This window comes from Corallococcus praedator (assembly GCF_003612125.1).
GTDB classification, from domain to species: Bacteria; Myxococcota; Myxococcia; order Myxococcales; family Myxococcaceae; genus Corallococcus; species Corallococcus praedator.
Genome location: NZ_RAWI01000234.1, coordinates 1 through 14,889 on the forward strand (window position 1 = coordinate 1; position 14,889 = coordinate 14,889).

Consider the following 14,889-nt stretch of genomic DNA (forward strand, 5'->3'; position numbering starts at 1 on the left):
AAGTGGTGCGCCCATGACCTCAATCTATGGGCTCTGGCGCGCTCGCCCTTGCTCGTCACGCATGGGATGGGCCCACCGAGGGCTACGCCCTGCGCCTGCCTCGATCCACGTTCGTGAGCACCGTCGTGGTCAGCTGATCATCATTCTCGACGAGAAAGTCATGTCTGTTCACCAGGGGGCCTGTCAACGGCGCCTCCTGCAGTGAAAAGCCATTCCCGGATGAATAGGAGTAGACCCGGGACGCCAAGACCCGTCTCCTGCGCGACTCGGCCCAGTCCACTCGCGGTGTCTGAAGGCCGAAGACGCAGGTGCGAAGAGAGAGCGCGGGAGTCCATGGCCGGGACGTCATGGGCGTGTCAGTCCGTCCCCGGCTGCCGCGTCATGCTACGGTGAGGGGCGCCGCTCGCGGGACTGTGATGCGATTTCCGAACCGAGCCTTTGTAGCTTGACTAGCTGATCGTGTCCGCCTTCCCCGAGCGGCGCTCCCTCCTTGAGGAAGGGTGAACCTCCGATGGACAGCGCGGGAGCACGTGCCGAGCAGGTCGCCCGTGAGGACCTGGTCATGTTCGTCAACGCGTGCTTCTCGTGCACCGGGCAGCGCGAGTTCTACAACGACGGGCGCGGGCAGGCGGTGTCCATCGAGTTCCTGCACGCCTACATCCTCGGCAACTACCGCCGCCTCTACACGCGCACGCTGGCCGCGGGCATCAACCACTTCAACCAGGCTCAGATCATCCTCAACCTGCTGGCGAGCGGAAAGCAGACCCCGTCCGCGGACCGGCACGAGGAGGGCGCGCTCATCGCGGCGGCGCTCCGGGCCCTGCCGCCCCAGCGGGCCTACCGGGTGCTGGACGTGCTGCGTGAGCGGCGCATCAACAACCGCCGCTCCCGCGCCATCGTGCGCGAGTTCCTCAAGGGGCGCGCGGACCTGCACTTCGACGCGGTGAAGTATCGCTCCAAGCTGCGCGCCGCCGTGGCGCACGGCCACCTCAAGCTGCCCGGAGAGCTCAACCCCTTTCTCTTCCACGGCTGGCGCAAGCGCGTGTTCCAGGCCCCCCTGCTGGAGACGTTCCGCAAGGCCCACTACGACGCATCCGCCCTCTTCGAGCTGCCCTACACCGTCGCCGAGGGGCTCGCCGCGAAGCACCAGCTCCCCCGGGACGTCTTCCTGCGGAAGATCGAGCCGCGCCTCACCGCCGCCGAGCGGCTGCGCTTGCAGGGCTCGGCCACGCGCGCCCAGGGGGCCATCGCCCTCGACCTGGGGCGCACGCCGCTCACCCGGCTGGCGCTCTACGTGCTCTCCCTTCCGCTGGAGGTGCGACAGGAGCGGCTGACGGAGCTGCACACGGCGCTCGAGCGAGCGGCGGTGAACAGCCTGCGCCGGGCCTCGGTGCCCCTGGGCCGGGTGGCGGCCGTGCTGGACAACAGCTACTCCGCCTCGGGCTCAAGCGAGAAGCGCCGCCGGCCCCTCGGCGTGGCGCTCGCGGCGCACTACCTGCTGGCCGCCACGGCGCGCGAATACCGCGCCTTCTGGATGCACCCTCCCGAGCACCCCCTGCTCTCACGCGCCCGGGGCCAGACGGACCTCGCCACCCCGCTGCTGGACGCGCTGGACTGGATGCCGGAGCTGGTGGTCGTCGTGTCGGATGGCTACGACAACGATCCCCCCAACGCCGTGGCCGAGGTCACCCGCGTGTTCCGCACGAAGCTGGACCCCGCCCGCCGCACGACCATCATCCACGCCAACCCCGTGTTCGCCTCGGAGCTCTACGCGCCCCGAGGGATCGGGACGCACGTGCCCACCGTGGGCGTGCGGGACGCGGAGGACCTGCCCACGGTGCTCGGCTTCGCGCGCTTCGCCGAGGGGGCCTCTCCCCTGGCGGAACTCGAGGACTACCTGGCGGCGCGCGTGCGGCGGATGCTCGAGCACGCGCCCCGAGGCCCCGCAGGGAACGAGACCCCGAGGGCCCTGGCCGAGCTCCCGGAAGAGTCGCTCGACGAGGAGGTGGCATGAGGGAAGGCGGCAAGAGCGTGGTGCGGCGGCTGCCGCTCACGGGGCTGCGGCTCGCGCCCTCGCAGGTCTGGGGGAGCATCCGCCTGGTGCCCGTGCTGCGCGATGACATCCCCGGAGACCTGCGCATCACCCGCAGGAGCTACGACGGGGACGTGAGCGTCGTGTCGCTCCAGGGTGGGTTGATGGAGCCCGGGCTCCACTACACGTCCTACGTCCCCCATGGCCTGGTGGTGGACTGGGACGACAAGGGCGCGGCGGTGACGCCCGAGACCCGGCTGCGCAAGCCCGACGGTAAGGAGGGCAAGAGCCTCAAGCACGGGCCCTTCTCGACGCGGGTGCTGCACCGCATGGTGCACCGCGAGGACAAGAACCGGCTGCGGCTGCTGCCCATGCACCTGACGATGGAGGGCTTCCTCGCGCTGTACTTCGGCGGGCCGCAGGTGGCGTGGAACGAGTACTCCCAGGAGGCCCTCTCCCAGGGGCTCAACCCCCGGAGCGAGTGGGCCTTCTCGGGCTGGGCCAGCGCGGCCTTCGCGGAGGCGCTGCGCATCTTCGAATTGCACGAGCGCCAGGTGGGCATGCTCATCTTCCAGGCGGACGCGCTGCTCTCCTGCGCCATCGTCTCGCACCCCGAGGACTACCGGGCCCTGCACCGGGCCCTGCTCGAGGACTTCTACGGGGATCTGCTCGTGCAGTACGGCTTCCTTGGAGACGTGCCCGTGCTGGGGCTGGGCGTGGAGGATGCGCGGGTGAACTCGATGAAGGACCTGCGGGCCGCCATCGAGCGCATGCGCGCGGACTGGGCGGACTTCATGGGCTTCATGGCCGAGGGCGTCATCGGCGCCGAGGTGGTCACCGCCCCCGTCTACGAGGCCGGTCCCTTCCACCTCCAGCGCTTCATCACGGGCCTGTCGCCTTCGGAGGAGAACCACATGGGCGAGGCCATCCTGCGCGGCGACGGCACGGTCGAGTACCTCAAGACCTACCGGCTCTCGGCGGCTCAGACGCGCCGGGCCTACCTGCTCAAGCAGCTCGCGCAGGGGGGCTGGAGCCTGGAGCGCACCGCCGAGCATCTCAAGACGACCCGGGACGAACTCATCGTCCGACTGCGCAACGCGGGCTTCGGCTATCTGCTCAAGGAGCACGTCCTCAAGGCGGCGCAGGCCCGGCTCGCGCGGCGTTGAGCGCCACGCCCTGGGCAAAGGATGGGCCCTGCGGTGAATAACGTGAAGCTGCTCGACACCCGGGGCGCGCTGCTGCTCAGCCAGGAGGTGCCGCTGGCCCACACGACGGCGCCCTATTCCCGCCCGCCGTAAGCACGTTCGCGGAGCGGCTGCTGCACGCGCCCACGCGCAGCGACGTCGACGACGGGGGCTGCCCACCGCGGACCTCATCGTCCCCCTGCCACCCTCGGGACGCCCGGTCCGATTTGCTTGACGTCAAGAATCTTGACGTTAAGACATCTGTCATGAAGAGCGCCGCGCCGAAGAAGGGAGCCGCTGACGCCTCGGGCACGCACCTGTGGCTCGTGATGATGAAGGCGCATCGGACGCTCGAGCGCCTGGCCATCCACAGCATCGAATCATCCGAGGTGGGGCTCTCCGACTTCGCGGTCCTGGAGATGCTCCTCCACAAGGGAGCCCAACCCGTCAACGAGATCGGCCGGCGGGTCGGACTCACCAGCGGGGCGATCACCACGGCCGTGGACCGGCTGGCGTCTCGCGGTCTGGTCGCGCGCGAGGCCCACCCGAGCGACAGGCGGGCGCGCATCGTCCGGCTGACGGCAGCGGGCGAAGCGCAGGCGGCCGAGGTCTTCTCCGCTCACAAGGCCGCGATGGACCTGGCCGCGAGCGGGCTCTCGAAGACCGAGCGCGCGACGCTCATCCAGTTGCTCAAGAAGCTCGGCATCTCCGCCGGAAACTCAGCACCTCGGCATTCGGAGGAAGAACATGTTGGCACGTCCGCTTCAGCACCCCGTCCGTGAGATCCTCTCCCGCACGAGCGGGCACCCACACGGCCCCATCACCCGGCTGATGAGCCCCGGTGACCTCGGCGAGCTCATCAAGCCCTTCGTCTTCCTCGATCTCTTCGGCTTCGACGGCCGGTATGCGCCCACGCCCATGGACTTCGGGTGGCACCCGCACTCGGGCATCGCCACGGTGACGGTGATGCTCGAAGGCAGCGTCCGCTACGCCGAGACCACCGGGAAGGAAGGCATCCTGCCGGCCGGAAGCGTCGAGTGGATGCGCGCGGGCGGCGGAGTCTGGCACACCGGCGCTCCCGAGCTGGGGCGCGTCAGGGGATTCCAGCTCTGGGTCGCCCTGCCGCCAGAGCTCGAGAACGCAGCCAACGCCAGTCACTACGTGATGCCGAAGGACGTGCCCACCGAGGGTCCGGCCCGCGTCATTCTTGGAGCGTATGGCGGACTGCGGAGCCCCATCGCCGCGCCCCCGATGAACTACCTGTTGGTCAGCCTGAAGGCAGGCGAGCGTTGGACCTACCACCCTCCCCAGGGACACACGGTGGCCTGGGTTGCCGTGCACGAAGGCGTGCTGCGTGCACCCTCGCCCATCCCGAGCGGCGAGATCGCGATCTTCGAGCCCTCGGAGAGGTCCATCGACTTCGTCGCCGAGGGCGCCACGGTCTTCGTGCTCGGCTCCGCGGCGAAGCATCCGCACGACCTCGTCCTCGGGAACTACTCGGTGCACACCAGCGCCGGCGCCCTGCTCCAAGGGGAGGCGGAGATTCGCCGCATCGGCCATCAGCTCCGGGCGAACGGAACGCTGAGGCGCTGACCCCAGAGGCCGCGAGAGCCCCGCGCACGGGGATTCATCCACGCGGCGGAAGAGTCTCTGCCGGGCGGTGGGTATTCAGTCAGCAGACGCCGCCTCTTAAGTCTCTCCTCGACGCCCATACCAGGGCCGACGGCGGCACTTCGGCTCGCCGTAGCAACGAGGAAAGATCATGAACTCCCACCAGAAGGTCGCCATCATCACGGGAGCGTCGCAGGGCATCGGGGCCGGGCTCGTCGAGGCCTACCGGGGCCGCGGCTACCGCGTCGTCGCGACCTCCCGCTCCATCAAGCAGGGCAGCGACCCGGAAGTGCTCGCCGTCGCGGGCGACATCGGCGATGCGTCTACCGCCGAGCGCGTGGTCGAGGAGGCCATTGCGCGCTTCGGGCGCATCGACACGCTGGTCAACAACGCCGGCATCTTCATCGCCAGGCCGTTCACGGACTACACGGCCGACGACTTCACCGCGATGATCAAGACCAACCTCGGTGGCTTCTTCCACCTCACGCAGCGCGCCCTCGTGCAGATGGTGAAGCAGGGCTCCGGCCACATCGTCAGCATCACCACGCCCTTCGTGAACCAGGCCATCGCGGGCGTTCCGACGGGACTCGCGAACCTCACCAAGGGCGGCATCAGCTCCGTGACCCGCGAGCTCGCGGTCGAGTTCGCCGGGAGGGGTATCCGCGTCAACGCCGTCGCCCCGGGCTTCATCAAGACCCCCATCCACGCGCCGGAGTCCCACGCGTTCCTCGCCACCTTGAACCCCGCGAAGCGCATGGGCGAGGTCAGCGACGTCACGGATGCGGTTCTCTACCTCGAGGGTGCCAGCTACGCGACGGGCGAGATCCTCTACGTCGACGGCGGCCAGAACGCCGGTCGCTAAGGGAGCCTGCCATGCCCATCGTCACCATCCAGGTCACCCGTGAGGGCTCCGGCCCCGGCCGGGACTCCGTCACGCCCGAGGAGAAGGCCCGCCTGATTGCAGGCACCAGCCAGCTCCTGCTCGACGTGCTGAACAAGCCCCTCGACTCGACCTACGTCGTCATCCAGGAGGTCGAGCCGGAGGACTGGGGCTGGGGCGGCTTGCCGGCGCTCGAGTTCCGCAAGCGGCGCGCCGCGGGCAAGTCGTGAATCCGCACGGAGACCGCCAAAGCCCCGGCGGTCTCCGTCCTCTGTGCATCCGAGGGGGGCCCCTGCCCGGGGTGCCGTTCCCGTCAGCCCTGGAAGGCCTGGGCCTGCACGGAGAGCCTCGAGAACTCGGCGCGCAGGCGTGGCACCGCGAAGTCCATGAAGGCGCGGACCTTGGGCACCGAGATGCGGCCCTGTGGAGTGAGGAGGTGCACGGGGAGGGCTGACGGCTCGGCGTTGCGCAGGAGGACCTTCAGCGAGCCATCCTGGACGCGCTCCGCCACATGGTACGTGTAGAGCCGGGTCACGCCGTGGCCGTCCACCGCGGACGCGAGTGCGGCCCGCACGCTGTTGACCACGAGCCGCGGCTTGAAGTGCACGGAGCGGGAGATGGCGCTCCCGGCGGCTGGCGGAAACACCCACGCATCGTGCCCGAAGTGCGTCGTGGTGATGATTCGGTGCTTGCCCAGGTCCGCCGGCTCGAGGATGGGCGGATGCCCGGCGAGGTAGCGCGGCGATGCCACGACGACCCGCTTCACGTCGCCCCCGACACGGACGGCGACGAGGGAGGAGTCGGGCAGCTCGGCGACGCGCAGCGCGACATCGATACCTTCCTCGACGAGGCTGGCGTACCGGTCGAGCAGGACGATGTTCACCGAGACCTCGGGGTAGGCATCCAGGTAGGCGTCGAGGATGGGCCGCAGGATCTCCTCGCCGCTGATGGGTGGCGCGCTGATCGTGAGCGTCCCCCGCGGAGCGACGCGCTCGCCCGCGGCGCTCAGCTCGGCCTCCTCGAGATCCGCCAGGATGCGGCGGCACGCGGACGCATAGCGCTCACCTGCCTCGCTGAGCTTGAGCGTGCGGGTGGTGCGGTGCAGCAGCTCAGCGCCGATGCGTTGCTCCAGCAACGCGATTGCACGGCTCACGGCAGCCGGCGAGCGCGCGAGCAGGCGGCCTGCGCCCGCCAGGCTGCCCTCGTCGAGCGCCGCGACAAACACCTTCATCGCCTCGATGCGATCCATGTCCCCTCTTCCGCAGCGCAGGATGCCCCTCATCCGCGGGGGCCCCTGCAGCGAGCCGGGTGACGATGTACCGCAGGTCACCCCGGGCCCTCCACGCAAGGACACGTGTCCGTGCGGGTGAGCCGGCCAGGGCCGCATGTGCCCCTCAAGCGGGGATGAGAAACGGGACAAGACGGGGGCTTTCCTATCGCCTTGTCTGCGGGTTCGATTCCCACCGCCTCCACTTTTTGCGCCGTGGTCACGGATGGTTAGCGGCTTCCCCCATCCGTGTTGCACATATGTCGCGCGCCGGAACAGGCCGGTCGACATCGCTGGTCAGCATATGGCCCGTCGGCGGTTGCCGCGTTACGTCCAAGAGGGCATATGACCCGGCGAGTAGCGCGCGCCGAAACTTCCATTCGGGAGGATCTCCGCCACCCGAGCGAGCGTGGACTCAGAGAGAGAGACCTTCGCCGCGCCGACGTTCTCCTCAAGTCGGGAACGATTCTTGGTCCCGAAGATCGGTACAATGTCGTCTCCTTGAGCCAGGAGCCAAGCGAGTGCAAGCTGCGCAACCGTCATCCCATTCGAGGTGGCGAGCTGTCGAAGCTGCTCGACTGCCGCAACGTTCGCCTGATAATTCGCTCCCTGCCAGCGATCATCCCAGCGCCGCATGTCCGATTCCTCGTATTCGGCGGCGGGTTTGACCGTCGACGTCAGGAACCCTCGACCCAGCGGCGAGTACGGAACGAAGCCGATCCCGAGTTCTCGGGTCACGGGAAGCACGTCGCGCTCGACCGCACGCTCGAAGAGTGAGTATTCGGTCTGCAGGACCGAGACAGGTTGCACCGCATGTGCGCGCCGAAGAGTGGCAGGTCCCGCCTCACTCATTCCGAAAAAGCGCACCTTGCCAGCGGAGATGAGGTCCTTCACCGTTCCGGCGACGTCCTCGATCGGGACTGAGGGGTCGACGCGATGCTGGTAGAGTACGTCGATGTAGTCCGTCTGCAGGTACCGAAGGCTGTTCTCGACGACGAGGCGAATGCGCTCCGGCCGGCTGTCGAGCGGAGCGTGCGTGGCAGTCATCTTCGGAATGTCGAACCCGAACTTGGTCGCAATGACAACCTTGTCGCGGAAGCCTTTGACCGCTCTCCCCAGGAGGATTTCGTTGGCGCCGGTGCCCATGCCGTAGAGTTCTGCTGTGTCGAAATGCGTGATGCCAAGCGCATAGGCGCGGTGGATCGTGGCGATGCTCTCGTCGTTGTTGGCCGAGCCGTAGGCCATGGTCATCCCCATGGTTCCGAGACCGAGAGCCGATGTCTCAAGACCATTCTTTCCGAGCCTTCTCTTTTGCATGGCGAACCTCTCGTGATGCGAGTGTCGAAAGAGCTGATTCCACGCTACGCCTCGAAGGGCCCAGCAGGTAGAACGATCCTCGAAGAGTCTTGGATGATCCTCCAAGAGCCTCCATTGACGAGGCAGCCCACGAGCCCCTGCTTGCATCGCCATGGGCCGCCGCATAGAACAATCCTTGAGGAGTTTTGAATGATTCTCCCGCGGCCTCAATCTGTGACCCGCTCCGCGAACTCCAGTCTCGCCGACGCCCGCCGCGAGCTCGCTGCAATCATCGCGCACCACGTTCCCAATGATGGAGGGTGTTCGCCTCTCCCTTCGATTGATCTTGGACGCACGTCGAAGCCGACAGGACCGCTGCACGTGCTGTATGAGCCAGCGCTCGTCGTGGTCGCGCAGGGGAAGAAGCACGTGGTGGTCGGCGGCGAGGAACTCGCCTATGGCGAAACGGCCTACCTCCTCAACTCGGTCGCTCTTCCAGTTACCGGCCGCGTCGTGGAAGCGTCACAGGCCGCGCCGTTCCTCTGTGTGCGGATCGCGCTCTCCCCCGCCCTTATCGGCTCTGTCCTCGCGAATGTAACGCCGTCGCCGGCGACTGGTGCGACTCTCGCAAAGGCGCTCGACATCCGCGCCCTGGCGCTACCGCTGCTCGATGCCGTGTTGCGCCTCGCGCGCCTCGTCGATACGCCCGAGCACGCACAGGTGCTCGCGCCGCTCGTGCTGCAAGAGATCGTCTACAGGCTTGTCGTGGACGGCCACGCCGCGCGCCTCCAACACATCGCCACTGTCGGCGGTCGCGCCCATCGCGTTGTCAGGGCGATCGCATGGATCCGCAAGAACTTCGACCAGCCGATGCGCATCCAGCACCTTTGCAAGGTGGGCGGGATGAGCGCGTCGGGACTGCATCTTCACTTCCGCGCGGTGACGGGTATGAGCCCGCTGCAGTACCAGAAGACGCTTCGCCTCCAGGAAGCGAGGCGACTGATGCTCGATGAGCACCTCGACGCCGCGACGGCGGGCTTCCGCGTCGGCTACAACGATCCCTCGCAGTTCTCGCGCGAGTACCGAAGGCACTTTGGCGCGCCGCCGCTTCGAAACGTGTCGAGGATCCGCAGCGGGGCGGAGTAATCGCGGCCGAGCCGCAGCGTCTGGATGCGAGTGGATTGCGGCAAGGGGACCGAGCCGCTGGACCCGGCAGAGGAACAGGCGACGGTGGCCACCATCGGCCCGAACATGGAGATGCCCTCCGCCGTGTTGCACGTATGTCGCACGCCCCTGCGGAATGGCTTGGGATGGGGCGGGACAACAGGGCACGAGGCGGGATATCGAATCCGGGTCGCTCCGAGCGGCAGCGAGGCAAGGGCGCGATCCTGCTGGGAGTTTCGCACCGCCCGGTGCGGGTTCGAATCCCGCTCCTGGAGCAATGAAGAAGGCCCTGTCCTGACCCGGCAGGGCCAGCCCTCGGTGGTGACTGGCGCCATCCTCCTGGTGACTGCAGTCACCGGCCGGGCGCCTGACGCGAGTTCCCTGGAGCCATCCCCTCCTTGGGAAATCCACGGGTTGAGCGGCCACGCCTGGGTGGCATGCGCGCTGCAATGAGGCAGCGCACAGGCTGGACAGACTCGCCGCGACGGTCCTCCGTCGCTGCCAAGAACCCGGTGATACCCATGATCGACGTCAAGGCCACGGCCCGCTCCCATTCCATGATGCGCCCGGGCGCTGCGCAGTCCTCTTCCGTCAACCCGAGGCAACTGCTCTCGGCAGGGCCCGTTCAGGACCTGGGGACTCAAGGTCTCCAGGGCACCCGGAGCATTCCCGCGCGGGGCTTCAGCCCGGTGGACGCGTTCGAGTCCGGTGTCATCAACAGGAGGCAGCCCACCGCCACGCCCATGCTGGGAAATTCGCCGGACGCGATCACCTTCGCCCCCCGGGGGGCCCCCACGCAGCTCGAGGATCTTGCCCCGGCTCCGGAAGCCTCCGGTTCTGGCGTCCCCAGCGCCAATGACAAGCGGCCGGCCGGGGACAAGCGGTCGGCGGCGCAGATTGTGAATGACACCCCCGTGCTGAAGAGCCTGGGCCGCCAGAAGGACATCAAGTTCGAGCAGTTGTGCAAGCAGACGGGCATCGACCCCAAGCTCGACCTGAAGGACGCGAAGCAGAACCCCGACGCCGTCTACCGCCTGGCCAAGGTGCTGGAGTTCATCGACAGCGCCAAGGCCTCCACGGGCGGGGATCGCTCGAACAAGGTCAAGGAGGGCCAGGGCGACGGCAACATCGAGGGCATCACCAAGAGCGGCGATGCGCGGCACGGCACCGAGGCCGGCATGGTCAAGGACTTCGCCGAGAAGGGGTATTCCTTCCTGGGCGAGCACCAGCTTCCGACCACGAAGGACACCCACGTCAAGGCGGACGGGAGCAACAAGGACAACTTCCAGTGGGCCGCCGGCGAGGCGGGCAAGGCCCTGTGGTTCCTGCCGGGGGTCAGCAACGTCCTGACGGGGGTGGGCAACTCGGAAGGGGGCTTCAAGGGAGTCGTCGAGGGCGCCGCGACCGGCTACTTCAACACCTTGAAGGGAGCCGCGGAGGGAGTCATCGGGTCCATCACGAAGGGCCGCGCCAACCCGGCCTCCATGCTCTTCGGAGCCGCCATGGGCGCGCTGGGGAGCACCGAGGCCGCTCCGCAACCGGTGAAGGACATCGCCAACCTGTTCTGAGCCAGCGCGGTCCAAAGCAACGCGGCCCCGAAATGCGAAACGCCGGCAGGTCCGCTACCGGCGCTTCGCGCTTACGTCTTTCGAAGAGCGCTCAGATCGTCTTCTGTCCCGGCAGGTCGAAGCGGTCGAGGTTCATCACCTTGGTCCATGCGGCGATGAAGTCCTGCACGAAATGCGCTTCGCCGTCCCCGGCCGCATAGACCTCCGCCAGTGCGCGCAGCTGCGCGTTCGAGCCGAAGACGAGGTCGGCGATCGTCGCCGTCCAGCGCAGCTCGCCCGTGGCGCGGTCGCGACCCTCGAACACGTTCGGCGTCGTCTCCGAACGTTTCCACGCGGTGCGCATGTCGAGCAGGTTGACGAAGAAGTCGGGGCTCAGCGTGCCCGGGCGTTGGGTGAACACGCCGTGCGGCGTGTGGCCCACATTCGCGTCCAGCGCGCGCAGGCCGCCCACGAGCGCCGTCATCTCCGGCGCGGTGAGGGTGAGCAGGCTGGCGCGGTCAATGAGCGCGGCGGTGGTCGTCGGTTCGGCGCCAGCGCGGACGTAGTTGCGGAAGCCGTCGGCCGCCGGCTCAAGGACGAGGAAGGAGTCGATGTCCGTCTGGTCGGGTGACGCATCCATGCGGCCCGGGGTGAAGGGCACGGCGACCTTGTGACCGGCCTTGCCCGCGGCGGCTTCGACGGCCGCGGCGCCGCCCAGCACGATGAGGTCGGCCAACGACACCCGCTTGCCGTCACCCTGCGCGGCGTTGAACCGCTTCTGGATCGCTTCGAGCGTGGCGAGCACCTTCGCGAGCTCGGCGGGCTCGTTGGCCTCCCAGTCCTTCTGCGGCGAAAGACGAATGCGCGCACCATTCGCGCCGCCGCGCATGTCGCTGCCCCGGAACGTCGACGCCGAGGCCCAGGCCGTCTTGACCAACTGCTGGATTGAGAGGCCGGAGGCGAGCAGCTCGGCCTTGAGCGCGGCGATGTCCGCGTCGTTGACCAGCGCATGGTTGACGGCCGGGATCGGGTCCTGCCAGAGCAGGTCCTCCGCAGGCACCAGCGGGCCCAGGTAGCGCACCTTGGGGCCCATGTCGCGATGGGTCAGCTTGAACCAGGCACGCGCGAAGGCGTCGGCGAACCTGGCCGGGTTGGCCATGAAGTCGCGCGAGATCCGCTCGTAGGCCGGATCGAAGCGCAGCGCGAGGTCGGCGGTGGTCATCATCGGCGCGTGGCGCTTGTCGGGCACGTGCGCGTCGGGCACGGTGCCGGCGCCGCTATCGCCAACGGGCTTCCACTGCTGCGCGCCGGCCGGGCTCTTGGTCAGCTCCCAGTCGTAGCCGAACAGCGTCTCGAAGTAGCTCATGTCCCACTTCGTCGGCGTGGGCGTCCACGCGCCCTCCAGGCCGCTGGTGGTGGCATGCGCGCCAATGCCGCTCTCGTAGGCGTTCTTCCAGCCCAGTCCGAGCTCCTCGATGTTCGCGCCCTCCGGTTCGGCGCCCAGGTGGTGCGCCGGGCCAGCGCCGTGGCACTTGCCGAAGGTGTGGCCGCCGGCGACGAGCGCGACGGTCTCCTCGTCGTTCATCGCCATGCGCGCGAACGTGTCGCGGATGTCGCGCGCGGAGGCGACCGGATCAGGGCGGCCGTTCGGGCCTTCTGGATTGACGTAGATCAGACCCATCTGCACGGCAGCCAGCGGATGCGCGAGCTCGCGCTCCCCACTGTAGCGTTCGTCGCCCAGCCAGGTGGACTCCGGGCCCCAGTTGATGGACTGCGGCTCCCACACGTCCTCGCGGCCGCCGCCAAAGCCGAACGTCTTGAAGCCCATGGACTCCAGCGACACGTTGCCCGCGAGGATCATGAGGTCGGCCCACGACAGCTTGCGGCCGTACTTCCGCTTGATCGGCCACAGCAGGCGGCGCGCCTTGTCGAGGTTGCCGTTGTCGGGCCAGCTGTTGAGCGGCGCGAAGCGCTGCTCGCCCGAGCGCGCGCCGCCGCGGCCGTCGAAGATGCGGTAGGTGCCTGCCGCGTGCCACGCCATGCGGATGAAGAAGGGCCCATAGTGGCCGTAGTCGGCCGGCCACCAGTCCTGCGAGTCGGTCATCAGCGCGTGCAGGTCCTGGATCACCGCGTCGAGCGGGAGCGTCCGGAACTCCGCCGCGTAGTTGAAGTCCTCGACCATCGGGTCCGACAGCGAACCATGCTGGTGCAGCATCGCGAGGTTGAGCTGGTCGGGCCACCACTGCGTGTTCGTGCGGACGTGGCGGGGGCCGTGCGCGACGGGGCACTTCGATTCGGAGTTCATGCGGGTCTCCTCAGCGTGTTGCGCCGTGCACGGGTCGCCCGTTTGCACGCAGCGGACGCCTTGTGTGCCAAAAACGTAGCCCCGCGTCGCGGTCACCGGAAACCGATTGTTCGGATGCGCCCGAGAGTCGTTTGCTATCGAACCCCCATTGCCAGAAGGAGTCTCCACCAGGGTCCGGAGTCTTGCCCCTCTCGGTCTCTGCGTCTGTCGAGTTCACGGACAACCACTTCGCGGACACGCTCTCGCTGGGCGTCTATCTGGGCGGCACGTCCGGGGCGGGGGCGACGTTCCTCTGGGAGCGCAACGCGTTCCGAGGGCTCGACTTCGGCCATGCCAACGTCCACCCGGACGCCACGGACCCGGGCGTCGTCTTTGGTAAGGCGGGCACCCTCACCTCTCCCCTGACGTTCAAGGACAACCAATGGGAGGGGGGCGCAAGCTCATCGCGGGCCTGACGGGAGGCAGCGGGACGGTGGGTCCGGTGACGGCCACTGGCAATGTGAATGGCGCGGTGTCCGCGTTGACGTTCGTCGACCCGGGGCTTCCAGCAGGGTCGACCTCGCGGCAGTTGGAGCTGTGGGCGGACCGCGCCACCCTGGCGCCCGGCTCACCCGAGGTGATGTACGCGGCGGGGGCGCTGGTGATGCACGATGGGCAGCTGTACCGGGCGCGCGTCCAGAACATCAACAGGCCGCCCGCGCGGAATGCCACCGTCTGGGAGCCGCTGTCCCCTCCGGTGAATGACCTGCGCACCGCGCCGGGAACCGCGTGGGCGGAGCGCGGCGTGGGCCTCCTGGACGTCGTGCGGTAGTCGCAGGTGCAGGGGGATGGTGGCGGAACATGTCGATCCGCCCATCGCTCGGCGGGGACACCTGACGGATGATGCGGCCATGGGACGGGCCTCGCATCGATATGGAAGGGTCGCGCTGGGGCTGCTGCTCCTCGCGGCCCCCGGCCGTGCCCAGGAGGCCGCGCCCCTCACCTCCTTCTCGCTGGAGCGCTTGGAGGTGAACCCGGGCCTGGGGGCGCTGACGCTCGGGAACGGCGAGCTGCTGGCCCCGGGGTCGCTGCGCGTGTCCCTGCTGGGGCACTACCAGCGGGCACCTCGCGTCTTCCACGTCGACGGACAGGACGCTTCCCTCCTCCGGTACCGGGCCACCGGGATGCTGGCGCTGGCGGTCGGCGTGCTGCCATGGCTCGAGTTGCAGGGGCAGCTCCCCGTCGTCGTGAGGCAGCGGGGCGACGACCTGACCACCTCACAGGCAATCGCCTCGCCCTCGCGCAGCGGTCTGGGCGCGCCCCGGTTCGACGTCCGGCTGGGATTGCTGGGCAGGCTCTCACCGGAGGCGCTCCACCTGGCGCTGGACCTGGGCGTCCAACTGCCCCTGGGCGCTTCGGGCGCGCTGGTGCGGGACAGCGGCTTCAGCGGTTGGGGACGGCTGCTCCTGGGCAAACAGCTGGGCCCGGTGTCCCCCGCGCTGGAGGCGGGGGTGCTCCTGCGCCCTTCCGTCTCGCCAGCGTCGAGCGCGGATGCGCGCGACAGCGTGGGCAGTGAGCTCCAAGTCGGCGCGGGGCTGACGGTGGGGCGGGCGCTGCGCGGGGA

13 protein-coding genes and 1 pseudogene are annotated in these 14,889 nt (G+C 68.5%); 11 read left to right on the top strand and 3 right to left on the bottom strand.

Annotated elements, in window-relative coordinates:
• Positions 1-511: 511 nt before the first annotated feature.
• The 6 genes from D7Y13_RS26200 to D7Y13_RS26225 all read left to right on the top strand — a co-directional run bounded on the left by D7Y13_RS26200 (position 512) and on the right by D7Y13_RS26225 (position 5,937).
• A complete protein-coding gene (locus D7Y13_RS26200) occupies positions 512-2,014 on the top strand; it encodes a hypothetical protein (protein WP_233595853.1) in 1,503 nt (500 codons plus the stop codon).
• Complete coding sequence (locus tag D7Y13_RS26205) at positions 2,011-3,198, top strand: ARPP-2 domain-containing protein (RefSeq protein WP_120585269.1); 1,188 nt, start codon at positions 2,011-2,013, stop codon at positions 3,196-3,198. The genes D7Y13_RS26200 and D7Y13_RS26205 overlap by 4 nt, the downstream gene beginning before the upstream one ends.
• A 284-nt stretch (positions 3,199-3,482) precedes the next feature.
• Positions 3,483-3,998 (top strand): MarR family winged helix-turn-helix transcriptional regulator, encoded by a 516-nt coding sequence (locus D7Y13_RS26210; RefSeq protein WP_120585270.1) that lies wholly within the window; start codon positions 3,483-3,485, stop codon positions 3,996-3,998.
• A complete protein-coding gene (locus D7Y13_RS26215) occupies positions 3,964-4,809 on the top strand; it encodes a pirin family protein (RefSeq protein ID WP_120536829.1) in 846 nt (281 codons plus the stop codon). Before D7Y13_RS26210 ends, D7Y13_RS26215 begins: the two co-directional genes overlap by 35 nt.
• 169 nt (positions 4,810-4,978) lie before the next feature.
• The gene (locus tag D7Y13_RS26220; RefSeq protein WP_120536830.1) at positions 4,979-5,689 is read left to right on the top strand and encodes an SDR family NAD(P)-dependent oxidoreductase; all 711 of its coding nucleotides are present in this window, start codon (positions 4,979-4,981) and stop codon (positions 5,687-5,689) included.
• 11 nt (positions 5,690-5,700) lie between these two features.
• A complete protein-coding gene (locus tag D7Y13_RS26225) occupies positions 5,701-5,937 on the top strand; it encodes a tautomerase family protein (RefSeq protein ID WP_120536831.1) in 237 nt (78 codons plus the stop codon).
• Between the two features lie 83 nt (positions 5,938-6,020).
• Here the strand turns inward: D7Y13_RS26225 and D7Y13_RS26230 are convergent, their stop codons facing one another.
• Together D7Y13_RS26230 and D7Y13_RS26235 are read right to left on the bottom strand one after the other, a co-directional pair.
• Positions 6,021-6,956 carry a LysR family transcriptional regulator gene (locus D7Y13_RS26230; RefSeq protein WP_120536832.1) on the bottom strand — a complete coding sequence of 312 codons (936 nt, stop codon included), beginning with the start codon at positions 6,954-6,956 and terminating at the stop codon, positions 6,021-6,023.
• Positions 6,957-7,301: 345 nt separating this feature from the next.
• Positions 7,302-8,291: an aldo/keto reductase gene (locus D7Y13_RS26235; RefSeq protein WP_120585271.1), complete on the bottom strand. Its 990-nt coding sequence runs from the start codon at positions 8,289-8,291 to the stop codon at positions 7,302-7,304.
• Positions 8,292-8,480: 189 nt separating this feature from the next.
• On the opposite strand from D7Y13_RS26235, the gene D7Y13_RS26240 reads away from it, so the two are divergent.
• Both D7Y13_RS26240 and D7Y13_RS26245 read left to right on the top strand, forming a co-directional pair.
• Positions 8,481-9,416 (top strand): AraC family transcriptional regulator, encoded by a 936-nt coding sequence (locus D7Y13_RS26240; protein WP_120585272.1) that lies wholly within the window; start codon positions 8,481-8,483, stop codon positions 9,414-9,416.
• Positions 9,417-9,955: 539 nt separating this feature from the next.
• A complete protein-coding gene (locus D7Y13_RS26245) occupies positions 9,956-11,002 on the top strand; it encodes a hypothetical protein (protein WP_120585273.1) in 1,047 nt (348 codons plus the stop codon).
• Between the two features lie 91 nt (positions 11,003-11,093).
• Here the strand turns inward: D7Y13_RS26245 and katG are convergent, their stop codons facing one another.
• Entirely contained in the window at positions 11,094-13,334 is a 2,241-nt protein-coding gene (gene katG / locus D7Y13_RS26250; protein ID WP_233595854.1) for a catalase/peroxidase HPI, read from the bottom strand.
• 134 nt (positions 13,335-13,468) lie between these two features.
• Here katG and D7Y13_RS47190 point away from each other — a divergent pair, with 134 nt between their 5' ends.
• The 3 genes and pseudogenes from D7Y13_RS47190 to D7Y13_RS26260 form a co-directional block, all read left to right on the top strand.
• Positions 13,469-13,741, top strand: a complete 273-nt coding sequence (locus tag D7Y13_RS47190; protein ID WP_199732906.1) for a hypothetical protein — start codon at positions 13,469-13,471, stop codon at positions 13,739-13,741.
• Entirely contained in the window at positions 13,708-14,097 is a 390-nt protein-coding gene (locus D7Y13_RS47195) for a hypothetical protein (RefSeq protein ID WP_199732907.1), read from the top strand. The genes D7Y13_RS47190 and D7Y13_RS47195 overlap by 34 nt, the downstream gene beginning before the upstream one ends.
• 16 nt (positions 14,098-14,113) lie before the next feature.
• A pseudogene (locus tag D7Y13_RS26260) lies at positions 14,114-14,889 on the top strand (hypothetical protein); the annotation flags it as partial.